The organism is Nonomuraea ferruginea (genome assembly GCF_039540635.1).
In the GTDB taxonomy this organism is placed as follows: domain Bacteria; phylum Actinomycetota; class Actinomycetes; order Streptosporangiales; family Streptosporangiaceae; genus Nonomuraea; species Nonomuraea ferruginea.
In genome coordinates this window covers 139768-162009 of sequence record NZ_BAABFD010000016.1, presented here as the reverse complement: position 1 = coordinate 162009, position 22242 = coordinate 139768, and the positions used below count along the sequence as shown (strand labels likewise).

Here is a 22242-nt window from a genome sequence, read left to right as displayed (position 1 = left end):
TCCGTCGCCACGGCTTCGGCGATGCGCACCGCCTCCTCCCGCACGAGCGATCGGTTTGTGCACGGGCGCTTACTCATGAGAGTCGCAGAGCCCGGTCTGGTAGGCGATCACGACCAGTTGCGCGCGGTCGCGCGCCCCCAGCTTTCCCATGATGCGGCTGACGTGGGTACGCGCGGTGGCCGGGCTGAGGAACAGCGCGGCACTGATCTCCTCGTTGCTCATGCCCTGTCCCACCTGCGCGAGCACCTCGCGCTCACGCTCGGTCAGCACGGCGAGCCGGTCCTCCCCGGACTTGGCCGCCCGGCGCCGCGCCGTGAACTGGCTGATGAGCCGACGGGTCACCCGGGGCGCGAGCAGCGCGTCGCCGGCGGCGATCACCCGGATGGCGTGCAGCAGTTCGGCGGGGCCCGCGTCCTTGAGCAGGAAGCCGCTAGCCCCCGCCTGCAGCGCCTCGAAGACGTTGTCGTCGGTGTCGTACGTGGTCAGGATGAGCACCTTGACCTGCTCCAGCCCGTTGGTCTCGGCGATCTGGCCGGTCGCGCGGATCCCGTCCAGCCGGGGCATGCGGATGTCCATGAGCACGACGTCGGGGCGGGTGGCGCGGGCCAGCTCGACGGCCTCCGCGCCGTTGGTGGCCTCACCGACCACCGCGATGTCGTCCTCCAAGTCGAGCAGCACCTTGAAACCGGAGCGGACCAGGCGTTCGTCGTCGGCGAGCAGCACCTTGATCGGTAACGTGCCGGTCACGAGCGCGACCCGACAGGGGAGAGCGGCAGGCGGGCGCTGACCTCGAACCCGCCGCCTGGCCGCGACCGCGCGTCGAGCTCGCCGCCGAGCAGCAGGCAGCGCTCGCGCATCCCGCTGATCCCGCGGCCGGACGACGGCGAGCCGCCGGCGCGGGCCGGCACGTGCGAAGACTCGCGCCGGCCCTCGTCGGTCACCCGGATCCGCAGGGCGTCGAGCCCGGGTTCGAGCACCACCGTCACCCGGGTCGGGCCGACGTGGCGGACCACGTTCGTGATCGACTCCTGCACGATGCGGTACGCGGCGCTGCCCACCGCGCTCGGCAGCGGCGTGATCGGCGAGCTCTGCTCGAGGCTGATCTCCAGCCCCGCGTCGCGGGCCTTGCCGGTGAGCTCGTGGATCTCGTCGAGGCCGGGGTACGGCTCGCGTTCGTCGCCGTCGCGCAGGACGCCGAGGATGGCCCGCATCTCGCGCAGCGCCCGCGAACTGGTCTGCTCGATCGTGCGCAGCGCCTCGCGGGCCTGCTCAGGCCGCTTGTCCAGCACATGGGCGGTGACACCGGACTGCACGTTGATGATGGCGATGGCGTGGGCGACGGTGTCGTGGACCTCGCGGGCGATGCGCAGCCGCTCGGCGTCGACCCGCGCCCTGGCCTCTTCCTCCCTGGAACGTTCGGCCAGCTCCGCCCGCTCCTGCGCGTCGGCCGCGATGACCCGGCGGGACCGTACGGACTCGCCCAGGGTCGTACTGATCACCGAGGCGCCGATCCGGAAGAAGACCCAGCCGACCGCCACCCGCGGCTCGATGTCCGCCGCGGCGACCAGCCAGACGACGCCGAGCACGGTGATGCCCCCGGCGGCGACCTGCAGCGACCGGCGGCCGTCGCCGTAGGCGGCGAGCGTGTACAGGGCGATGAAGAGGGCGAGGCTGGACAGCTGGTCGGGGAAGCCGAGACTGTAGTAGACGGCGTTGGCCAGGGCCACGACCGCGAACACCGCGACGGGCCACCGGTGGCGGGCGGCCAGCGCCAGGCCGCCGACGATCAGCAGGACGTAGCCCGCGTTCCCGAAGTCGTCCAGTTGCCTGGCGATCGGCTTGAACGTCGTGAAGTCCGCGACCCCCTCGAAATGCACCAGTGCGCCCTGGATCTGGACCACGGCGACGAACAGCGCCAGCAGCACGTCCGATAACCAGGGCGACCGGCGCGAGACCCAGGCGGACGTCAGCTGCGGCAGCGCTCGCAGACCCATGTCTTGATCGTACAACTTTGACTGGCTTCGGGATCCCGCTCCGGTGCGTGATCAAGGTACGACGAAGGGCGTAGCGGGCCCGTTCTTCGTACGCGTATTGACGTAGTCGGCGTCATCCCTCGTCGGAAGCGCGCCCGCCCTGCCCGGCGTGACGATCCCCAGTATGAGAAAACTCTTCACCGGGCTGGCGGCACTGCTGATGCTCGCCATCGTCGCGCAGTTCTTCCTGGCCGCCGTCGGCGCGTTCGACAGCGCGCCCACGGAGGAGGCCTTCGCGCCGCACCGCCTGCTCGGGTACTCGATGCTCGTCCTGGCGGTGCTGGCCACGATCATCGGCGCCGTCGCCCGGATGCCGGGGCAGCTCATCGGGCGGGCCGGGCTGGTCGTCGGGCTGGTGATCGTGCAGGTGCTGATCCGCGAGATCGCCAAGGCGATCGGCGACGGCTCGACCGCCGGGCCACTCGTCTTCGGCCTGCACGCGCTCAACGCGCTGTTCATCATGGGCGTGGCCGAGTCGGTCCTCCGGCGGTCACGGCAGACGTGGGAACCGGCCAAAACGGACCGGCTCGTGTCATGACTCTTATCATTTTGGATCACGCAGTCGCGCTGCTGGGCGTCATGGCCTGGTTAGCGGCAGGCGTCACGGCGTCCCTGCGACGGCCCCGCACGGCGCTCGCCCTCCTGGTCGTGGCGCTGGTGGTGACCGCGGCCAGGGTGGTCCCGGTGATGCTGCTGGCCGCTCGCGGCTGGTGGTTCGTCCAGGAAAAGGTCCTGCTCGGCCTCCCGCTCCTCACCCTGGCCGCCCTGGCCGCAGCGGCGATCGCCGGCCCCCGGCTGCTCGCGTCGGCCAGGGCTCAGGGATGGCGCCCGCGTGCCGGGACGGGTGAGCCGGAAGCGCCTCCGGACGCGCCTCTGAAGACGCCCGAGCGCGGGGCGCGTGCCGGGGACCTCGACACGGTGAGCGTCATCGCGCTGCTCACCACCGCTTACGCCGCATTGGCCGGCTTCGTGCTGACCTTCCTCGTCGGCTATCCCCTGACCCTCGGCGTCGCACTGATCGCGGCCGCACTGGTGCCGGCGGCGTCGCTGCTCACCGCCCGCGTGCTCAACCACCCGGAAAGGGACCTCGCGGAAAACCGGGACACGGTCCCCATGGAGAGAGCGGCGGAGATTTCGCGGCGGCGGCTTCTTGGCGTCGCAGGTGGTTTGGCGGTGGCCGGCGCGGTCGGGGCGGGTATCGGGTTGTCGGTGCGGCACGGTACGGCGCCGGTGAACGGTGGCGGGCCCGGGCCGGCGGCGCGTACGACCGTGCCGGTGACAGATCTGCGAGGCCCCGTCACCCCAGCTCCGGGTGGAGTCCGTCGCGCGCACGTCCTGACCGCCAGGAAGGCCACCGTGCGCCTGGCCAACGGACGCGACTTCGACGCGTGGACCTTCGACGGCACCCTGCCCGGTCCGGCGATCACGGCCACTCAGGGCGATCTCATCGAGGTCAAACTGGTCAACCACGACATCGACGAGGGGGTCACCCTGCACTGGCACGGCTACGACGTGCCGTGCTCGCAGGACGGCGCGGCGGGCGTCACCCAGGAAGTCGTGGGGCGCGGCGGCGAGTTCGTCTACCGGTTTCGCGCCGATCAGGTAGGGACGTACTGGTACCACACCCATCACGCGTCCCACATCGGGGTGCAACGGGGCCTCTACGGCACCCTCGTCGTGAAACCCCACGAGCCGGACGCCGGAGAGCTTGATCTGACGTTGCCTGCTCACACCTTCGACGGCACCGTCACGATCGCCGGCGGCGACGAGCACCTGGCGCCGCCCGGCACGTCCGTACGGCTGCGGCTCATCAACACCGACTCCGACCCGCACCGGTACACGCTGGCGGGCACCTCGTTCCGGCTGGTCGCCGTCGACGGCCGCGACCTCGTGGGGCCCGGCGAGATCAGCCGCCAGGCGCTGTATCTGCCCGCAGGCGGGCGCTTTGACCTGGTGTTCGTCATGCCGGACACCTCCGTGGCGCTCGCGCTCGACGACGGGACCGCGACCGTGTGGCTGCGGCCCGAAGCCGGCGTTCCCGACGGCGCTTCCGGCGGTGCTTCCGACACTGGACTCGCCACCCAGGACATCGGCGGCTGGCCCGAGCTCGACCTGCTCACGTACGGGACGCCGGCGCCTGTCGCGCTGCGGGTCGATGCCGCCGACCGGCACTTCACGATGGTCCTCGATCGCGGGCTGGCCATGGTCGACGGTGTGCCGGCGTACGCGCACACCGTCAACGGCCGCGGGCACCCCTCTATCCCCGACCAACTGATCGCTGAGGGTGACGTCGTCCGGTTCACCGTCGTCAACCGGAGCCTGGAGACCCACCCCTGGCATCTGCACGGCCATCCGGTGCTCATCCTGTCCAGGGACGGCAAGCCGGCGTCGGGCAGTCCGCTGTGGGTGGACACCTTCGACGTCAGGCCTGGGGAGGTGTGGGAGGTCGCGTTCCTGGCCTCGAACCCGGGCATCTGGATGAACCACTGCCACAACCTGCCGCACGCGCATCAGGGGATGATGCTGCAGGTGCGTTACGACGGCGTCACGTCGCCGTTCGGTGGCATGCACGCCACCGGCCCGGGACACGCGCATGGATGACCGTTTGCGTCTTGCACAGTCCCAGGAGGGAGGTTCGTAGGGCCCGGATACGACATCACCCGCTCATCGGCGGACCCGGTAGGCCAGGTGGAGCACCCGGTCGCCCTGGATCACCACGTGCGGGTCCTCCAGCAGATGCTGAGCGTCGACCGAGCCGAAGTAGCGCTTGCCCGAGCCGAAGACCACCGGCACGACGTCCATCGCCACCTCGTCCACCAGCCCGAGGGTCAACGCCTGCCCGCCGACGTCGCCCGCCGCCACGGCGACCGTGCGCTCCCCCGCGAGCTCCCTCGCCTTGGCGACCGCCCGCGCCACGTCGTCGACGAAGTGGTAGGACGCCTCCGGGTGCCAGCCCTCGGGCCTGGGCCGGTGCGACACCACGACCACGTGCTCGCCGGCCGGCGGGCGTCCCTCCCAGCCGTTCGTGATGTCGAACAGGTGACGGCCGATCACCATCGCCCCGATGCCGGCCCAGATCGGCTTGACGTACGCGGCCGAGGCCCGCGAGACCTTCATCGCGCCGCCTTCGACGAGCGGGACGTCGCCGTTGCCGTACCACTCGAACAGCGGGCCTACCTCATCGGCGACGTCGGCGATGAAACCGTCCACCGACACGACGTTGTGCATGACCACGGTGCTCATGAGATCTCCCAGGGTGTGTGACTATTTCGTCCTTTCACCCATGCGTCGAACGCACACCGCCGGAACAGACACCGCACCGGGAAAATCTCGTCAGCCGGCTCGCCCCGGACGTCAGGTCAGTGTGCCGGTGACGCGCCACAGGTCGTAGCTCCACAGCGAGGCGCACGTCCCCGCGCAACTCTCGGTGAAGATGACCGTGAGCGATCCGCTGTCGGGCAGCGTGCCGTAGACGGTACGCACGATGCCGGCGTTGTGGTTGCGGGGCAGACCGGTGAGCGCGGGGTCGATGACGCCCTCGACGCGCCAGGAGCCGCCGCCGTTCCAGATGGACGCGCCGTCGATGCTGGCCACCTGGAGCGAGGCGCCGATCTGCTTCGGGGCGACGGTCGGGTACGGGTGCTGCTCACGTACGGCGTAGAAGCGGTCACGGGAGGGGTCATAGGCGACGTCGAAGTTGTTGAGCACGTCGGGCTTCCCGTCGGTCCCGGTCAGCCCGGCCCTGGTGACCTCGACGGCGGGGCCGACCACGGGGGCGGACATGTCGGCCAGGGTGATGTCGCGACGGTAGGCCCGAGTCCCGCCGGGACCGCCCGCGGTGTAGAACAGCAGCAGCCGGCCGGCGGCGGGATCGACGGCGGTGACCGCGGGCTGGCCGGCGCCCCACGCGGCGGGGTCGTCGAAGGGGAACGCCACGACGGGCTTCGGATACTTCACCCACGGCCCGTCGAGGGTCTTGGCGAAGGCCACGCCGATCTGGTTGTGGGCGCTGGCGTTCACGTCGTTGCCCAGGTAGAACATCGCGTAGCCGTACGTGACGCCCTGATATCGAGCGGTGACCGCGACGACGGCGGGGTCGCAGTTGTGGTACTTGTCCCAGCCGGTGCCACCGGAGGCGATGACCCGCCGGTCGCCGACGATCTTCCCGCCGGACCGGCGAGTGTGCCAGATGTCGTCCTTGATCTTGCCGTCGGTGGTGTTGTGACAGGTCCAATAGTGCTCGGTGGCGCCCTGTTCGATCGCGGCGGGAGCGTACGCGTAGAGCTTGCCCTTCGGATCGTAGACCTGCTGGGCCGCCCCTGGTTCCCACCCGGCGGCGGCGTGCGCGGGCGCCGGCAGGAGCGAACCGGCGAGCACGAACAAGCAGATCAGCCCGCGAACCAGCATGGCGGCTCCTTCATGTGGAGGGGACGGCTTCGTCGCCGGTCAGCGCGATGCTTTCATGACCCGCCGCGTTCCGGTCGCCGAACCCGAATTCGTCATCCAAGCCGGCGAGATGCGCGGCTCGCTCCACTTCGGCACGTCCTGACCGTTCGCCGTCAGCTCCGGTTTCCCGCGAGCGCACGAGAAGGCATGAGCGCCGAGGACAGCGCCCAGCGGCCGGGCCCGAGTGCGGCGACGAGCAGGAAGCCCCAGCAGAAGAGCGCGGCCTTCTCGCCGCCGTTCTCGATCGGGAACAGCGCCTGCGGCTGGTGGACGACGAAGTAGGCGTAGGCCATGGTGCCCGAGCAGACGACGGCGGCGGCGCGGGTGGCCAGCCCGAGGAGGACGAGGACGCCGCCGATCAGCTGGATGACGGCCGCCCACCAGTCCGGCCACTGCCCGACGCCGGGCACCTGGCCGTGGGGCCCGCCCAGCACGTCGAAGAGCGTCGCCACGCCGTGACAGGCGAACAGCAGGCCTATCACGATCCGGTACAGGGCCAGGAACAGCCCTTGGTCCTTGACCAGCGATTCCACAGAGGTGTCCTTTCGACGAAGGGTTGCTGGTGCCGTTCTCCGGGACGCTTTGGGAGCGCTCCCAAAGGGTCTCTGTACGGAACCCGCCCGTCAACGCCGCGCCTCCCGCGGGAGATCCCGCCGTCGGCTGCCACGCGCCCCACAAGGCGGAACACCACAACCGCGACCTCGTAGAAGATGAAAATTTCAACTACACGACTCCCCCTCACCGACCATGAAAGTTTCATGATCCACAGTGACGACCTCACGAGGTGGTAGAAGTCGGGCGAAAGCGGAGTGGGGGCGATCGATGATCCGGGTTCTGCTCGCGGAGGACATGCACATGGTCCGCGGCGCTCTGGTCGCGCTTCCGCCCCCGCGAGCGATCCGGCCGCCTTCCGCGTACCACCCCTGCTCGAACGCGAGATCGGCGAGGACGGGACGCGGACCTTCGCACTGACGATGCGGCGCGGCCGTACCGAGCTCCTGCCGGGCAGACCGGCCGAGACCTGGGGCTTCAACGGCCCTCACCTCGGCCCGACGATCCGGGCGGCGCGCGGCGACGAGGTCCGCATGACGGTCACCAACCGCCTGGCCGAGACCAGCACCGTGCACTGGCACGGCATGCGCCTGCCCGCCAGCCGCCGAAGAGCACGGCGCGGCTGGCGGTGCGGTTCGGGACGTTCACGGACCCGGCGACGCCGTACATGTACCACTGCCACATCCTGCGGCACGAGGACTCGGGGATGATGGGCCAGTTCGTGATCGTGGAACCGGGCACGGAGCACCAGGTGTCCCGCACGATCACGGCCCATCATCACCCGTCAGGGTTGAGACCCATGCCGGTTCGGTAGGCCCTGGATGAACGCACGACGACCCAAGGGACGAGGCATGTCGCAACCTGGCTATTGGCACGTGGCCGACGGCACTCCCGTGACGGCGGCGAAGGCCCGGGAGATCTGGGCCCGTGAGGCGTATCCCCTGCTCGTGGACGTGGCGCGCACGTATCGCGCGGTCATCACCTACAAGGAACTCGCCGACAGGATTCAGGAGACCTCGGGGATCCGTACCAGGGCGTTACTCCATAACTGGATCGGCCGCGTCCTGAGCGAGGTGCTGCGGGAAGCTCACCGCCGCGGCGACCCGCCGCTCACGGCGCTGGTGGTACACACCGATGACGGCATGGTGGGCGAGGGCTACAAAGAAGTGCTCGAGGTCGCCGGCGAACCGCCGGTGGGCAACGCCTTAGATCGCGAGCTGCACGCCGCTCGCTCGAGGTTGGAGTGCTATCGGCACTTCGGCGCGATCTTGCCCCCGGATGGCGGCGTTCCCGCGCTCGCCCCTCGATATCAAGCGGCCGTCGATCGTCGGCGAGCACACTCCGAGAAGCCTCCGCGGGTCTGCTCCCGCTGCTTCATGCAGCTTCCCGCGACGGGCGTATGCGACACCTGCGGGTAGCGGCACGACTCCAAGCCCACCGCCGGCGCGGCGCACCGTAGTGCTCCAGGAATCTCGACACCGCCGTCTTGAACGACCGAGCTGGACGGCTCCATCAGTTTCCGAGGATCTTCACATCTCATCGAGATTGGCAGCCTCCCCGGAGTGCACCGGACTATCAAGTTACTAACATCAATGTTAGTAACATCCGTGTTAGCAACATGTCCGCGCTCCGCCTCGGCCCGGCGACAACGTGCCTACCAGGGTGGCCCGGAGGATCTGCGGGCGTGCTCATGTGGCTTCCTCCTCCGTCAGCATCCCGGCGGATCTCGCCGGCAAGAGCGAGACCGTGCCCAGCAGCCAGTCCGCGAGCCGGTCGCGTTCGACCAGGATGAGCGGCTCCCGCGCGCCCAGGGCTTCGAGCCTGGCCTGCTTGGTGAGACCGGCGGAGGTGACCAGGACGCCGGTGTGGCCCGCGAAGGTGTTGGCCAGCGCGCCGAGGAAGTCGCGTACGTCGCGGGCGCCGACCGGCTTGCCGTAGCGCTTGCACTGGATGGCGTAGCGGCCGTGGCCCGGAGCGAGGGCTGTGATGTCCACCCCGCGGTCACCGGCACCGCCGCGCTGACGGACCTGGCGGAACCCGTCGGCGATCATCCGTTCGGCGACAAGGTGCTCGAACTCGGGCCCCGACATCCGGTCGACCTTCTCCAGCTCGACGTTGGCGGCCAGGAAGCGCTGTCTCTCTGCCCGGATCATGCGCTGCCGGAGAACGAGTCCGCCGGCGAGTAACACGCCGAGCAGGCAGGTGATCCCCAGGGCCCAGCCGGGGTGTTCGGCGGCGAACCACACGACCGCGACGCCCGCGACGCAAACCGCCGCCGTTACCCGCTTCCTCTTTCGTACCTTGGAGCCCCTCGCCATGGTGCCTCCTCGATGAGTGGTCCCGAAGGCAAGTGTGAGCGAGAGGACCGACAAATCGTCAGCGCAACGTCGCCGTGAAGCTGCGGCCGTGGGCGTGGCGGGTCGTCGCCTGGATCAGCATCCCGCCCGGCACCCGCCGCACCTTCACCCCCTCGTCCGCCGAGTCGACCCGAAGACGCGGCCCGTGGAGCACGACGCTGACCCGGTCCCGCCGCATCGTCGGGTCCGACAGCGCGACCACCGTACGCTCACCCGATTGCACGATCACCGAAGCGGGCCCGTCGACCAGCATCCGCCCGGCGAGACGCGGCCCGTCCGAGAAGACGTTGGCCGCCACGATCCCGAGCCCCTTGTGCTCGATCGCCTGGACGTGCCGGTCGTTGGCCAGCACGCGCACCGTCCCACGCGCGTACCCGCGCAACCCGGCCTCGGTCGCGCCGGGCACCAGAGCGTAGGCGAGCTCGGGAACCTGACCGCCCGCGGGATGGGTGACCGACGCGGTGAAGACGTTCTTGGTAACGCTGGTGTCTGGATTGCTCGTACGGACGACTCTGCGGCTGCGGGTCACCGTCTCCAGCCCGGCGGTGACGGGCTGCCTGGTGAGGAAGGCGTAGCCGACGGCGGTGCCGCGGGTGCCGTTGGCGTAGCGCAGCCAGCGGGGCGGCGTGGTGTCACCCGCCTGCCAGGCTCCCCCCTGCCAGCGTTCGCCGGTGACCGCGACCGCGTCACCGGGAGCGGCGATGCGGCTGTCCACCGTCGTCACCGCGGCACGCCCGCCCTGCCCGGCGACCCCCGCCACCAGCACCACGATCTCGTCGTCGAGCATGAACCACGACTTGGTGGCCCGGGCATTCCGATAAGCCACGAAATCCTCGGGCAGAACCCCCTCCTGCTTGGCCGTATAGGCCACGTCATCGGACTGCACGAAACCGGCCGCCCCGTACACCCCGGACGTCACCCCGCCGGAGAACGCGTTCTCGCCACGCGGGAAGTACACGTACGTGTTCTGCGACTCCGACGACGAGGTGAAGTTCAGCGGATGCCCCGGGTTCTCGTACCAGAACCGCCCGTACAGCTCCGGCACCGTCCGCCGCTCCTCCACCGGCGCGGTGACGCCGGCCAGCCGGTACGGGGAGACGGCCGTGAAGTAGTCGACCCCGAACACCTCCCGCTGGTCCTCGCCCGCCAGATAGAGGTAGTAAGCCCCATCCCCCTGGAACCAGGGCATGAGGTTCTCCCCGTTCATGTACTCGTACTTGCTGATCCGCTCCGAACTCCGCGCCAGCGCGAACGCGTACCCGGGCCGCCGGTGCACGGCCCGGTCCATGGCGTTGAAGGCCACGGACCGCGAAGGCGGGTTCAGGTCGGCGGCCGGGATGGCGTCGTCAGAGCGGATGGCCGAGTAACGGGCGATGCTGACCGGAGAGACGAACGACCCCGTGTCGGCGGCAGGCAGGTGCTTGACGTACTTCTTCAACGCCAGCGCGCTGTCCCCGCCGACGTGGTCCGCCAGGTCGGCGATGGCCTCCACGATGATCCCGACGTCCGCGTACCCGGTGTTGGTACGGGAGACCGCGCGCCCCTTGACGATCTCCATCATCCAGCCCTCGAAGATGAGCGGGGCGAAGCCGTCGGTGATCCACCTGTAGACCACCTCCCCCAGCCCTGACCCGGTGGTCGCGCCTTCGAGCGTCTTGAGGGTCTGGACGACGCGGGTCAGCAGGATGCGCCCGTACGAGCCGGTGTAGGCGACCGAGTGGTGCTGGATGAAGGAGCCGTCCTCGTAGTAGCCGTCGGTGACGCCGTGCCGCAGATCGTACGGGTCGATGGTGGCGAAGACGGTGGCCTGGTCGGCGATGGCCTTGGCGACGCGGGCGTCGTCGGCGGTGAGGGCGCCCTGGAGGATGCGGTTGGCGGTGATGTCGGCGAGGTTGGCGCCGGTGTGGAAGCGGGAGTCGAGGTCGACGTCGCCGTCCTTGCCGTTGCGGAGGTAGGCGTCCATCGTGGCGAGGTACGTGGACGTCAGAGCGGGGCGTTCGTCACGTAAGAGGTCGGCGAGCAGGACCAGGGTCCGGCTGACGTGGGTGGGGATGCCGATCTCCCAGTTGTGCCAGTTGCCGTAGTAGCCCGCCGCCTGGTCGCCGAAGTGGCGCTCGTGCAGCCATTGGAGTCCCTCGACGACGCGCCGCTGGACGGTGGCGTCGCCGTCGAGTTCGCCGCCGGGGGTGCGGGTGGCGAGCGCGATCTCGTACAGGAACTGGAAGGCCTGGCGGAGTGCGGCGTCGTCGGCGCCGAGCGTGAGGCCGGCGAACAGCTCGCCGTCGCCTGCCTGGTCCATGGCGGTGAGGCGCTGCCTGGCGGTCCTGAGGATGGCGGCGAGCTTGGCGGCGACCTCGGGTCGGGTGTTGCTGTCGGAGGTGCCGGCGAGCATGGCCACGGTGTTGGCGAGCAGCCGGGCGTGGTCGGCGCCGGACGCGGCGGCGCGCACGGGAGAGGCTACGGCGAGGAGGCCGGCGGCGGGGAGGAGGGAGAGGGCCTGGCGGCGAGACAGGTGCGGCACGGCTTGACTCCGGGCTGTCGGGGGCTCCTCACATGATCCACATTCACCGCGCTGGAATCCATAGTCATCTCACGGTTTACCGATGAAGAAATCTTTCATAAGTACACTTATGATAAGTGGAGTTATGAGAGGTGGTCCACCATGCTTCCCCGGCCTGCCGCGATGTTCGACCGAGCGCGCGAATGGACCACCCTCACGTCCTTCGCGACGGACGAGGCGCCCGGCGCGTCACTCGGCGTGGTGTCGGGCCGGCGACGCCAGGGCAAGACCTTCCTCCTCAGGGCCCTGTGCCAGGCCACCGGGGGTTTCTACCACGCGGCCGAGGAGGCCACGGACGGCGAGTCGCTCCACCGGATCGGAGCGGCACTCGCCGGGCATCTCGGGGCTCCGGCGCCGCTCGCTTTCCGGGACTGGAGCGAGGTCGTGGACGCGCTTCTCGCCCTGGGACGCGACAGGGTGGTTCCGGTCGTCATCGACGAGTTCCCCTACCTCGCGCGGGCCAACCCCCGGCTGCCCTCCATCATCCAGAACGCCCTCGCCCCCCTGCGGGCCGAACGCGACGGGAGCCGCACACGACTGCTGCTGTGCGGCTCGGCCATGTCGTTCATGGGACGGCTGCTGAGCGGCAGCGCACCGCTGCGGGGCAGGGCCGCCCTGGAACTCGTCGTCCCGCCCCTCGATCACCGGCTCGCCGCGGAGTTCTGGGGAGCGGCCGATCCCGTCACCGCGGTCAAACTCAACGCCATCGTCGGCGGCACCCCCGCCTACCGTCGCGAGTTCGCCCGCGACGACACGCCATCCGGTCCGGACGACTTCGACGCCTGGGTCGTGCGTACCGTCCTGTCACCCACCAGCCCTCTCTTCCGCGAGGCCCGCTACCTCCTGGCCGACGAACCCGACCTGCGCGACACCGCGCTCTACCACTCCGTGCTCGCCGCGATCGCGTCGGGAAACACCGGCCGCGGCGGCATCGCGTCGTTCATGGGCCGTAAGTCGGGCGACCTCGCGCACCCCCTGACCGTCCTTGAGGACTGCGGCCTGATCAGCCGCGAACCCGACGTCTTCAAAGACAACCGCTCCAGCTACCGCATCACGGAGCCCTTGATCACCTTCTACCACGCGGTGATGCGCCCCATCTGGTCCGACCTGGAACACACGCGGGACGCCTCCCGCCTGTGGCGGCGCTCGCAACGGCGCTTCACCGCGAATGTGCTGGGCCCGCACTTCGAGCACCTGTGCCGTCTGTGGACCCGCCACTACGCTCCCGAGACCCTGCTGGGCGGCTTTCCTCATCGGGTCGGATCCGGCACCGTCAACGACCCCGCCGCCAGGACCGGTCACGAGCTCGACGTGGTCGTCCACGGCCTCGACGACGACCACCGGCAACCGCTGCTCGGCATCGGCGAAGTCAAATGGGGCGACGTCATGGGCCTCGGCCACCTTGACCGCCTCACCCGCATCCGCGCCCTGCTCACCGCCCAGAACCGGCACGGTGCGGCCACGGCCCGCCTCCTGCTCTACAGCGCCGCCGGCTTCACCGACGACCTCCGCGCCCGCGCCGCGTCCGACCCGGGCATCGTCCTGGTGGGAGCCGAGGACCTCTACAGATCGCCCGCCCAGGTTTGAAGGTGGACACCGTGGCGGGAACCGATGAGGATCGGGACGAGGAGGAGCGATGATCCTGGACAGGCGTCCCCTGCTCGCCCTCGCCCTGGGCGGCCTGCTCGTGACCGGCATCGCGGTCATGCTCGTCACCCGGCCGCTGTGGCATCAGATGTTCACGCCCCGCGTCCTCGCGAGCGTGGTGATCACGGCCGTCATCGTCATCGTCCCGACGGTCCTGGAGCTCGTTCCGCCGACCGTCCGCATGGTGTGGGGTCTGGCGTTCGTGGCCTTCGGCGGTGTGGCGGCGCTCGCCACGGCCCTGGTGCATCTGACGCGCGGGTCGCCCGAGGTGCTGCACGCCGAGGATGCCCTCTCCCTCGGGATGGTCGGAGGGCTGGTGGCGGGCGGGGGCGTCGTGCTGGTGGCGAGGGCCGTCCGGCTGCTGCGCGAGGCGGGCGTGGAGCACCTCGGCTGGGCGGAGGAGCGGAGCGGCGAGGGGTACGTTCCGGTCTGCGCCTGTGGCTGGGAAGGCGAACCGCGGCCGAGCTCGTCGGAGGCCCTGGAGGACGCGGGGGATCACGCGGGCCGGGTGCGGCTCACGGGCCCGCGGGATTCCGGTCGTCCACGTGCGACAGGATGACGGCGTCCGCCACCAGGGTGATCTGGTTCTGCCCGTAGCAGTCGGCCTGGTGGGTGGCGAGGTCCGTGCCGCAGCCCGCGCAGACGAGGTTGGGGCCGTCGATCTCGCTGATCCCGCAGCAGCCGCTGACCCGGGACCGGTCCGGGTGCAGGAGCATGCCGACGGCGTCGTCGGGGTGGATCACCAGGCCGGGCGGTTCCCCGGAGAACTCCTCGGGCCGGTGGTTGGCCGCGTACGTGCCGCGCGGCATCCGCGGGGGCTGGATGCGGTCGGTGGGCATGGTCGCGCCGGCGATGGCGGTGTAGTGCGCCGGCGGCAGGGGGATCCTGCGGACCGGCAGGGTGATCGGGCGACGGCAGGCGAAGCAGAGGAAACGCGCCACAAGGGCGACGATACTTGACGTCAACCGAACTTCAGGTTGCACCGTACGAGGATGAACAGCTTCGAGATCGGCGTCATCCTGCCCGGGGTCGGCGTGCAGCGCGGGGACGGCATCGACCTGCGGGAGGCGGCGCGGCACGCCGAGGATGCCGGGCTGGACGGCGTGTGGCACGGCGACCACCTCGCCGTCGGCGGCCCCACCCTGGACGCCCCGATCGCCCTGGCCACCGCCGCCGCGGCCACGGCCAGGGTCAGGATCGGCACGAGCGTCCTCATCCCGGCGATCCGCCCCCTCGCCTGGGCCGCCAAGCAGGTCGCGACGCTCCAGTACGTGTCGGGCGGCCGGCTGGTGCTCGGGGTCGGTTCGGGTGGCGGTCCCGGGCAGTGGGCCGCCGCCGGGGTGCCCTACGCCGAGCGCGGGCCCCGTACCGACAGCGCGCTGCGGCTCCTCCCGCGCCTGCTGGCGGGTGAGCGGACCGAGGTCGAGGGCGCGGCCGTCGAGCTGGCGCCGTCCGTGCCGATGCCCCCGGTCTGGGTCGGGAACGCGTCCATGACGGCGATCCGGCGGGCCGCGCGGCTGGGGGACGGCTGGTTCCCCTCCCTGATCTCCCCCGCTCAGCTGGCCGAGGGCGCGGCGCGGCTCGCCGAGCTGGCAGCGGAGCACGGCAGGCCCGCGCCGGTCGTCGCGATCGGGGGGACCTGCGCCCTGGGCACGGGGGTCCCTTCCCGTGAGGAGATCGCGTCAGGCATCGGCGGCGCCTACGGGCGTCCCGTGGAGGAGGTGATCGACATCCCGCTGACCGGCCGTCCGGAGGAGGCCGCCGAGAGGCTGGCCGCCTACCGGGAGGCGGGGGCGCGGCACGCGGTGGTCGGGATAGCGGGCGGGGACTGGCGGACGCAGGTCGAGCTGCTGGCGGAGGTTCGCAAAATCTTGCATGACACGCATTGATGCGCGTTGTGTATGTTTGACCTGTCCCCTCTAGACAGGATGCGTACATGAGCGCCGACACCGCGCAGACCGCGACGCCCGAAGAGTCGCCGAGCTCCAGCCCCACGGCGATGCGCCAGATCATCCCCCCGGACATGCTGGAGCGCGGGCGGTGCCCGTTCGACCCGCCGCCCGGTCTGCGGGAGCGGCGCGGCCAGGGGGCGGTGCAGCCGCTGCCGCTGCGCAACGGCGCGCAGGCGTGGCTGGTGACCGGCTTCGAGGAGGCGCGCACCGTACTGTCCGATCCGCGGTTCAGCGCCGACAAGATGCGCCACCGCGACGCCACCTCGATGCAGCCGCACGAGGTGGACGCGCCCACCACCCCCGAGCCGCCCGCCACGCGGGAGGACGGGTTCTTCGTCTTCATGGACCCGCCCGAGCACACCCGGCTGCGGCGGCTGCTGACCGGCCAGTTCACCGTGCGGCGGATGAAGGCGCTGGAGTCGCGGGTCACCGAGATCGCCGTCGAGCACATCGAGGCGATGAAGGCGGCCGGCGACGAGGCCGACCTGGTGCCGGCGTTCGCGCTGCCGCTGCCGTCGCTGGTCATCTGCGAGCTGCTCGGCGTCGACTACGCCGACCGGGCCGAGTTCCAGGAGCACACCTCCGTGGCGCTCGACAGCAGCGCCGACCCCGAGCGGCGGGCGCTGTCCGGGGCCGAGCTGTACGGGTTCATGCAGCGCCTGGTCGCCCACAAGCGCGCCCAGCCGGCCGACGACCTGCTGTCCGGGCTCGTCCACGACGCCGACCCGCCGCTCACCGACGCCCAGCTCGTCGACGTCGCGCTCGTCCTGCTCGGCGCGGGCCACGAGACGACCGCCAACCAGCTGAGCCTGAGCACGTTCGCGCTGCTGGAGAACCCCGACCAGCTCGCCGCGCTGCGCGCCGACCCCTCCCTGATCGACAACGCGGTCGAGGAACTGCTCCGCCACCTGTCGATCATCCAGCTCGGCGTCAACCGGGTCACGACCGAGCCCGTCACGCTGGGCGGCGTCGACATCCCGGCCGGCGCCACGGTCGTGATCGCCACCCCCGAGGTCAACCGCGACGCCCAGCACTGGCCCGACCCCGACCGGCTCGACGTGCGGCGCCCCCGCACCCCGCACCTCGCCTTCGGTCACGGCGTCCACCAGTGCCTCGGCCAGCAGCTCGCCCGCGTCGAGATGCAGATCGGCCTGCGCGAGCTGATCACCCGCCTGCCGGGCCTGCGCCTGGCCGTGCCGGCCGAGAAGATCCCGGTACGCAACGAGATGCTGATCTTCGGCGTCCACTCGCTACCTGTGACCTGGTCATGACGACGCTTCCGGGGCGGCGTGAGCGGAAGAAACAGGCCACCCGCGCCGCCCTGAAGGAGGCCGCGCTGCGGCTGGCGATCCGCGACGGGGTCGAGAACGTCACCGTCGAGCGGATCGCCGACGAGGCCGACATCGCGCTGCGCACCTTCTTCAACTACTTCTCCAGCAAGGAGGAGGCGGTGGTGGCCACCGTGTCCTCGGCCGCGGAGGCGCTCATCGCCGAGTTCCGGGCCCGGCCCCGTACGGAGTCCGTTCTGCGGGCCTTCCGTGAGGCGGTGCTGGTGATCCTGAACGAGAGTGACGCGGCCAACCGCGACTACCTGGCGGTGGTCAGGCTGATCCACCGGACGCCGTCGCTCGTACCGCAGCAGCTCGCCATGCTCGCCGCCCAGGAGAAGGCGCTGGCTTCAGCGATCGCCGAACGTGTCGATGTCCCTGAGGACTCCGTCTATCCGATGGTGTGCGCGGCGGCGGTGCACGCGGCGCTGCGGATCGTGGTCAACCAGTGGCTGGAGGCGGGGCGGGAACCGTCCGCCGAGGTGCTGGGGCGGCAGGTCGACCTGGTGATCGCCGAACTCGCCGCCGGTCTGGACCGTCCCTGCTCAGGTGATGGCGCCGGTGGCGGTGCAGACGTGGAAGCGGTTCATGGTTAGTTCGAGCTTGACGGGGATGTCTTCGGCCAGGTCGAGGTCCTTGATCTTGTTCGGCGAGTTCGCCGCGGCGCTCAGGTATCCGATCTGGGCTCCCGTCCGGGCGTTGAAGAGGCGGAGGATCACGCGGTACGAGGTGCCGTTCTTGAGCGTCATGCGCTCGTCCAGGGCGTAGAAGTTGCCCTTCACCTGGTTGGTCGTGCTGTTGTCGTAGAGGAACTGGGTGTAGGCCGACCTCCCGCCGGCGTCGCCGTCGTTCTGGTAGGAGTTCGCCCAGCACTGCCAGCCCGCGGCGGCGTGCGCCTGGGCGGGGGTCACCGCCATCGTGAGGGCGGACGACAGGACGATCATGCCGATCTTTCTTCGCATGCGTTCGGTGCTCCTTGCTCGCGCCGGGGCCGTTCCCCGGTTTCGCCAGCACGCTAATGACCGGCGTTATCGTCCGGCTTAACGGCGAAGGCCTTCCGGCTGTGCGCCAGCGCCTCCCGTACGGCCGGGCTGTGGGTGTTCTTCCAGACGAGGGCGAGCCGGGCGGGAGCCTCGACGTCGTCGATGACGCGGGCGGCGAGCCGGTCGCGGTGGTGCGCGGCCATCGACTCGCTGAGGATGCCGACGCCGAGCCCTCGCGCGGCCAGGTCGGCGACGGCGTCCCCGGCACTGGCCTGGAACGCGATCACCGGCCGGCGGTCTCTCGCGGCGCAGGCCCGGTCGAACACGGCCCGCAGCCCGGTGCCCTCCGGCATGCAGACGATCGGGTACGCGGTCAGCTCGTCCATGGTGACCTGTTCCCGGTCCGCGAGAGGATGGCCGGGCGGCACCGCCGCGACGAGGCGTTCACTGATGATCGTCATCGTGTGGAGCCCGTCGTGCTCGGCTGTCCCCGTCCCGATGAGGGCCAGGTCGATCGTCCCGGTTCGTACGCTCTCGGCGAGCCGGTCGGAGTTGCCCTCCAGCAGCGAGATCTCCACTCCCGGGTGCGCCCGGTGGAAGGCGGCGAGGGCGTCGAACAGCGGGGTGACGGTGCAGCCGATGACCATGCCGACGGTGAGCCTGCCCTGGATCAGGCCTGTCACCTCTCCCACCGCCTGCTTGACGGCGTTGGAGGCGGCGAGGGCGGCGCGGGCGTGTTCGAGCGCGGCCTTGCCGGCGACGGTCAGGGTGACGGTGCGGGTGTGCCTTTCGAAGAGCTCGGCGCCGAGCTCGCGTTCGAGCTGGCGGATCTGGGCGCTGACGCCGGACTGGCTGATGTGGACGCGCTCGGCGGCTCTGGTGAAGTTGCGCTCTTCGGCGACGGCGATGAAGTACTCGAGCTGCCGGAGTTCCATAAGCATTGATTCTAGTTTCGACGAGGGCTATCTGATGGGCTTCTAAAATGGCCTGTTCAACAGCGCCCCGAAGACGGCCCCCTGGCCCTCAGAACCATCTCGCGACGACGCCGACGATGATCCCCACGAGTCCCACTGCGGCGACCACTGCCGCGTTGCGCAAGCGGAAGAACCGAAGCCTCAGGGCCATCCCCGCCGCGGTGATGAAGATCAAGCCGATGGAGACGTGGGGAAGCGCTGCCAGAGCGCCCTGCACTCCCCGGAATCCGGCCCGGTCACCCCCGCTGGTGATTTGAGCAGGATAGACGCGGCCAGGCTCGCCCCAGGAGAAGGCGCCGACCGCCGCCACCTTGTCGCCGGTGGCCGCGTACACGAAGTCGCCCGTGCACACCTGCCTGCCATACCTGCTGGACTCCAGGTCATGGCACTCCTGAACGGTCAAGGTTCCCGGAGCGCCGGTGAGACCTGTCGCCAATCCGATGTCGACCAGTGCGGGGACAGTGGCCGTCAGGGTCCATCCCACCGCCGCGACCATCGTGGCGACGACCAGGACGACCATGGTGAACATCGACTCGCCGGAGGCGTCGGAACGAGAGGGCATGGTGTCACTGTGGAGTGATGGGTTTGCGACTCACTTGGAAACCACTGGGCCGTGCGAAACGGTCACTGGGCACCACGTATGTCCAGCCGCGCCGACATGCGAAGGCCTTGGGCTGTGCGCCGGCGCCTCCCGCACGGCTGGGTTGTGGGTCTTTTTCCAGAGGAGGACCAGTTTGATCGTGCCGGTTCGTACGCTCTCGGCGAGCCGACGCGATGAGTCCGCCGGCGCCGAGAGGTCTACCTCTCGACCCAGACAACCAACGCATCGGGAGTAAGGGCATGGGCCTCATCCACATCGAGCTGTTCGCCACCCTCGACCTTGTCGGGCAGTCGCCGGGCAGCCCCGACGAGGACCCGGTGGGGTTCCCGTTCGGCGGCTGGCAGGCGCCCCTGCTGGACGAGGCCTCAGGCGCGCAGGTCTCCGCCGCGTACGAGGGCACGGACGCGCTCCTGCTCGGCCGGCGGACCTACGACATCTTCGCCGCCTACTGGCCGCACCAGGAGGGCGAGATCGCCACGCTGTTCAACAGCGTCCCGAAGTACGTGGCCTCCCGCGGCACCCCCGACCTCTCGTGGGCCGGGTCCACGCGGCTCGGCCCGGATCTGGCCGGCGCGGTGCGCGAGATCCGCGACCGGCACGAGCACGTGAAGGTCGTCGGGAGCCTGAACCTGGTGCAGACTCTCCTGCGCGAGAAGCTCTTCGACCGTCTCGACCTCTGGGTGCACCCCATCGTGCTCGGCGTCGGCAAGAAGGTGTTCGACGGTGGCGCGGTGCCCACGAACGTCACCCTCCTCGAACCGCCGGCGGCCGGCCCGAAGGGCACCGTCTACCTGCGCTACGGGCTCGCCGAGGGCACGCCCGAGACAGGGGACATGAGCCGCGTTTCATAAGTGCTGGTTGTGGTTTCCATCAGAACCAGCTGTTGGACTTCTGGTTGGAGGGGTGGGGATGCTGGAGGCATGAGTGCATACGAGAAGGCCATGCGGCCTGAAGACATCACCCGCCTGTTCGTCGAGCGGTCCAACGCCGGGGACGCGGCCGGGGTCGCTGATCTGTACGAGGAGGACGCGGTGCTGGCCTACCCGCCGGGGAGCCAGACCGTGGGGCGGGAGGCGATCCGCGAGCTGTGGTCGAAGGTGCTGGCCGGGCGTCCCCGGTTCTCGCCGGAGGAGCCGCTGCCCACGTTGATCAGCGGCGACATCGCCCTGACCTCGACGCCGCCCAAGGACGGCTCCGGCGCTCGCGCGCAGGTGGTCCGGCGTCAGGCCGACGGGAGCTGGCTGCGGGTGCTCGACCAGCCCGAATTCGTGCCGCCGGGCCGCTCCTAGGACGGGCGAGGGACGCGGCGGTCCTGACGCTGGGCGAGCTCTTCGTCGTCCACCAGCGTGAGCATCGGCTTGCCGGGTTCACACAGCATGGTGACGGTGAAGCGGAGCCGGATGTCGTCGCGGTGGTTGCCGTCCTGGTAGTGGATGACGTCGCCGCCCGGCTCCCAGAACACCTCACCGGCCCGCAGGACCCGCTCCGGCTCGCCTTCCAGCTCGAACAGCATCTCCCCTTCCAGCACGTAGCCGAACGCCGGGCCGGAGTGCCGGTGCGGCGGCGTGCCGGGGTCGCCGGGCGGGAACTCCAGGACCACGGTCATCACGTGCGCGCCCTCCGGGATGAAGGGCGGCTCGACCTCCTGCAGCAAGGTGAGCGCCGTCTGCCAGGCGGTCGATCTCTGCTTGGCCTCAGACATGGGACCTACCTCCAGTCTCGGTAGCGGATCTCGCCGAGGGTGGCGCCGTCGTCCGGCACCAGCGACCTCTCGCGCAACTCGGCTCCGAAGTAGTGCGCGTGCGGGTCGGTGACCACCTCACGCGGATCGCCCCAGGAGGCGAGCGCCTCCCGGAAGAACTCGTCCATCCGGAGCTGCTCAGGCCCCGCCACATCGACCCTGCCGTTCGTCGGCTCCCCCACCGAGACTCGGCCGACAGCCCGCGCGACGTCGTCACCCGCGATGGGCTGGAAGAGCACGGGCGCCATCCGCACCTTGCCGCCGTCCGTCGCCTCGTCGGCGATGCTCGGGACGAACTCGAAGAACTGGGTGGCGCGTACGAGCGAGAACGGGATCGGCGACTCCTGGATCAGCTTCTCCTGGGCGGCCTTCGCCTGGAAGTACGGCCGCCTGGGCGGCCGGTCCGCGCCCACGATCGACAGGACGACGTGGTGTCCGACGCCGGCCTCCGCCTCGGCGGCGAGCAGGTTGCGGGTGGAGGTGTCGAAGAACTCTCGTACGGCGGACTCCTCGAAGGAGGAGGACTTCGACACGTCGACCACCACGGACGCGCCCTCCAGCACCTCGGCCAGGCCTTCGCCGGTGAGGGCGTTCACCCCGGTGCTCGGCGATGCTGCCACGGCCTCGTGGCCGCGCTCGGCGAGCTTGGCCACGAGCTTGGACCCGATCAGACCGGTTCCGCCTACTACGACGATCTTCATTCCTGACCTTTCCGTGCGAGGTGCCCTTGGCCTCGCGGCTGCCGGTTAGGACAGGACGGCTTCCTGGCCTGAGTTGCTTTGGACCTCGTCTTTGAGCGTCCCTCGCGGTGTCTCTGCTGCCACGTACAGGGCGGCCAACTTTCAGCAACCGTCGCCGACGTCCCTGTCTGTGCTTCGTGCCCCTGGAGACTTGGCGTCATCAGGCTCGGCCGGTGGTGATCTGGTGCCATGGCTCTTCTGCCGCACGGGCGTAGGCCAAGGCGCATTCCATGATCTCTCCCAGGCCCGCCGCCGTGCAGCGTCGAACGCCAGCCAGGTACAGGCGCACGTGGAGAGATCGCTCGCACCTCGTCGCTGCCGAAGGACG

Annotated in this window: 25 protein-coding genes; 12 read left to right on the top strand and 13 right to left on the bottom strand. The window is 70.2% G+C overall.

Translation table 11 applies throughout. The features are described 5' to 3' along the window. Positions 1–69: 69 nt before the first annotated feature. Both ABD999_RS28730 and ABD999_RS28725 read right to left on the bottom strand, forming a co-directional pair. Positions 70–747 (bottom strand): response regulator transcription factor, encoded by a 678-nt coding sequence (locus ABD999_RS28730; RefSeq protein ID WP_271276128.1) that lies wholly within the window; start codon positions 745–747, stop codon positions 70–72. Then, positions 744–1994, bottom strand: coding sequence for a sensor histidine kinase (locus ABD999_RS28725; protein WP_271276129.1), 1251 nt, complete (start codon positions 1992–1994; stop codon positions 744–746). Before ABD999_RS28725 ends, ABD999_RS28730 begins: the two co-directional genes overlap by 4 nt. A gap of 163 nt (positions 1995–2157) precedes the next feature. On the opposite strand from ABD999_RS28725, the gene ABD999_RS28720 reads away from it, so the two are divergent. Together ABD999_RS28720 and ABD999_RS28715 are read left to right on the top strand one after the other, a co-directional pair. After that, entirely contained in the window at positions 2158–2571 is a 414-nt protein-coding gene (locus tag ABD999_RS28720) for a DUF6220 domain-containing protein (protein WP_271276130.1), read from the top strand. Between the two features lie 11 nt (positions 2572–2582). After that, positions 2583–4634: a multicopper oxidase family protein gene (locus tag ABD999_RS28715; RefSeq protein ID WP_271276131.1), complete on the top strand. Its 2052-nt coding sequence runs from the start codon at positions 2583–2585 to the stop codon at positions 4632–4634. A 63-nt stretch (positions 4635–4697) separates the two neighbouring features. On the opposite strand, the gene ABD999_RS28710 is transcribed toward ABD999_RS28715, so the two are convergent. The 3 genes from ABD999_RS28710 to ABD999_RS28700 form a co-directional block, all read right to left on the bottom strand. Next, positions 4698–5276: a dihydrofolate reductase family protein gene (locus ABD999_RS28710; protein ID WP_271276132.1), complete on the bottom strand. Its 579-nt coding sequence runs from the start codon at positions 5274–5276 to the stop codon at positions 4698–4700. Between the two features lie 111 nt (positions 5277–5387). After that, positions 5388–6440, bottom strand: coding sequence for a glycoside hydrolase family protein (locus ABD999_RS28705; protein WP_271276133.1), 1053 nt, complete (start codon positions 6438–6440; stop codon positions 5388–5390). A 152-nt stretch (positions 6441–6592) separates the two neighbouring features. Next, positions 6593–7012 (bottom strand): DoxX family protein, encoded by a 420-nt coding sequence (locus tag ABD999_RS28700; protein WP_148035013.1) that lies wholly within the window; start codon positions 7010–7012, stop codon positions 6593–6595. 441 nt (positions 7013–7453) lie between these two features. Here ABD999_RS28700 and ABD999_RS28695 point away from each other — a divergent pair, with 441 nt between their 5' ends. From ABD999_RS28695 to ABD999_RS28690, 3 genes are read left to right on the top strand one after another with little or no spacing between them, the layout of a single operon-like run. Next, the gene (locus tag ABD999_RS28695) at positions 7454–7741 is read left to right on the top strand and encodes a multicopper oxidase domain-containing protein (protein ID WP_148035014.1); all 288 of its coding nucleotides are present in this window, start codon (positions 7454–7456) and stop codon (positions 7739–7741) included. After that, positions 7660–7845 carry a multicopper oxidase domain-containing protein gene (locus ABD999_RS44000; RefSeq protein WP_364233482.1) on the top strand — a complete coding sequence of 62 codons (186 nt, stop codon included), beginning with the start codon at positions 7660–7662 and terminating at the stop codon, positions 7843–7845. The genes ABD999_RS28695 and ABD999_RS44000 overlap by 82 nt, the downstream gene beginning before the upstream one ends. Before the next feature lie 37 nt (positions 7846–7882). Next, on the top strand, positions 7883–8449 hold the full coding sequence (locus tag ABD999_RS28690) for a hypothetical protein (protein WP_271276134.1): 567 nt from the start codon (positions 7883–7885) through the stop codon (positions 8447–8449). A 270-nt stretch (positions 8450–8719) separates the two neighbouring features. Here ABD999_RS28690 and ABD999_RS28685 read toward each other — a convergent pair whose 3' ends face one another. Together ABD999_RS28685 and ABD999_RS28680 are read right to left on the bottom strand one after the other, a co-directional pair. Continuing rightward, positions 8720–9349 (bottom strand): restriction endonuclease, encoded by a 630-nt coding sequence (locus ABD999_RS28685; RefSeq protein WP_271276135.1) that lies wholly within the window; start codon positions 9347–9349, stop codon positions 8720–8722. A gap of 58 nt (positions 9350–9407) precedes the next feature. Then, complete coding sequence (locus ABD999_RS28680; RefSeq protein ID WP_271276136.1) at positions 9408–11909, bottom strand: polysaccharide lyase family 8 super-sandwich domain-containing protein; 2502 nt, start codon at positions 11907–11909, stop codon at positions 9408–9410. 141 nt (positions 11910–12050) lie between these two features. On the opposite strand from ABD999_RS28680, the gene ABD999_RS28675 reads away from it, so the two are divergent. Together ABD999_RS28675 and ABD999_RS28670 are read left to right on the top strand one after the other, a co-directional pair. Further along, positions 12051–13535, top strand: a complete 1485-nt coding sequence (locus ABD999_RS28675; protein ID WP_271276137.1) for an AAA family ATPase — start codon at positions 12051–12053, stop codon at positions 13533–13535. Between the two features lie 49 nt (positions 13536–13584). Further along, positions 13585–14154, top strand: a complete 570-nt coding sequence (locus tag ABD999_RS28670; protein WP_271276138.1) for a hypothetical protein — start codon at positions 13585–13587, stop codon at positions 14152–14154. Here ABD999_RS28670 and ABD999_RS28665 read toward each other — a convergent pair. Then, positions 14111–14536 (bottom strand): hypothetical protein, encoded by a 426-nt coding sequence (locus ABD999_RS28665; protein ID WP_271276139.1) that lies wholly within the window; start codon positions 14534–14536, stop codon positions 14111–14113. The two genes, ABD999_RS28670 and ABD999_RS28665, sit on opposite strands and share 44 nt — an antisense overlap. Before the next feature lie 51 nt (positions 14537–14587). Between ABD999_RS28665 and ABD999_RS28660 the strand changes: the two genes are divergently transcribed. From ABD999_RS28660 to ABD999_RS28650, 3 genes are read left to right on the top strand one after another with little or no spacing between them, the layout of a single operon-like run. After that, positions 14588–15484 (top strand): LLM class flavin-dependent oxidoreductase, encoded by an 897-nt coding sequence (locus ABD999_RS28660; RefSeq protein ID WP_271276140.1) that lies wholly within the window; start codon positions 14588–14590, stop codon positions 15482–15484. Positions 15485–15531: 47 nt separating this feature from the next. Next, positions 15532–16818, top strand: a complete 1287-nt coding sequence (locus ABD999_RS28655) for a cytochrome P450 (RefSeq protein ID WP_271276141.1) — start codon at positions 15532–15534, stop codon at positions 16816–16818. Beyond that, entirely contained in the window at positions 16815–17471 is a 657-nt protein-coding gene (locus tag ABD999_RS28650) for a TetR/AcrR family transcriptional regulator (protein ID WP_271276142.1), read from the top strand. The genes ABD999_RS28655 and ABD999_RS28650 overlap by 4 nt, the downstream gene beginning before the upstream one ends. Here ABD999_RS28650 and ABD999_RS28645 read toward each other — a convergent pair. From ABD999_RS28645 to ABD999_RS28635, 3 genes are all read right to left on the bottom strand, one after another. Further along, entirely contained in the window at positions 17421–17837 is a 417-nt protein-coding gene (locus ABD999_RS28645) for a hypothetical protein (protein ID WP_271276143.1), read from the bottom strand. The two genes, ABD999_RS28650 and ABD999_RS28645, sit on opposite strands and share 51 nt — an antisense overlap. Before the next feature lie 53 nt (positions 17838–17890). Then, a complete protein-coding gene (locus ABD999_RS28640; protein WP_271276144.1) occupies positions 17891–18793 on the bottom strand; it encodes a LysR family transcriptional regulator in 903 nt (300 codons plus the stop codon). An 88-nt stretch (positions 18794–18881) separates the two neighbouring features. Further along, the gene (locus tag ABD999_RS28635) at positions 18882–19394 is read right to left on the bottom strand and encodes a hypothetical protein (protein WP_271276145.1); all 513 of its coding nucleotides are present in this window, start codon (positions 19392–19394) and stop codon (positions 18882–18884) included. A gap of 278 nt (positions 19395–19672) precedes the next feature. Between ABD999_RS28635 and ABD999_RS28630 the strand changes: the two genes are divergently transcribed. Together ABD999_RS28630 and ABD999_RS28625 are read left to right on the top strand one after the other, a co-directional pair. Further along, positions 19673–20284: a dihydrofolate reductase family protein gene (locus tag ABD999_RS28630; protein WP_271276146.1), complete on the top strand. Its 612-nt coding sequence runs from the start codon at positions 19673–19675 to the stop codon at positions 20282–20284. A 69-nt stretch (positions 20285–20353) separates the two neighbouring features. After that, complete coding sequence (locus ABD999_RS28625) at positions 20354–20722, top strand: YybH family protein (protein ID WP_148035025.1); 369 nt, start codon at positions 20354–20356, stop codon at positions 20720–20722. Here the strand turns inward: ABD999_RS28625 and ABD999_RS28620 are convergent. Both ABD999_RS28620 and ABD999_RS28615 read right to left on the bottom strand, forming a co-directional pair. Continuing rightward, positions 20719–21135: a cupin domain-containing protein gene (locus ABD999_RS28620; protein WP_271276147.1), complete on the bottom strand. Its 417-nt coding sequence runs from the start codon at positions 21133–21135 to the stop codon at positions 20719–20721. The two genes, ABD999_RS28625 and ABD999_RS28620, sit on opposite strands and share 4 nt — an antisense overlap. 5 nt (positions 21136–21140) lie before the next feature. Further along, positions 21141–21875, bottom strand: coding sequence for an SDR family oxidoreductase (locus tag ABD999_RS28615; RefSeq protein ID WP_271276148.1), 735 nt, complete (start codon positions 21873–21875; stop codon positions 21141–21143). Positions 21876–22242: the final 367 nt, after the last annotated feature.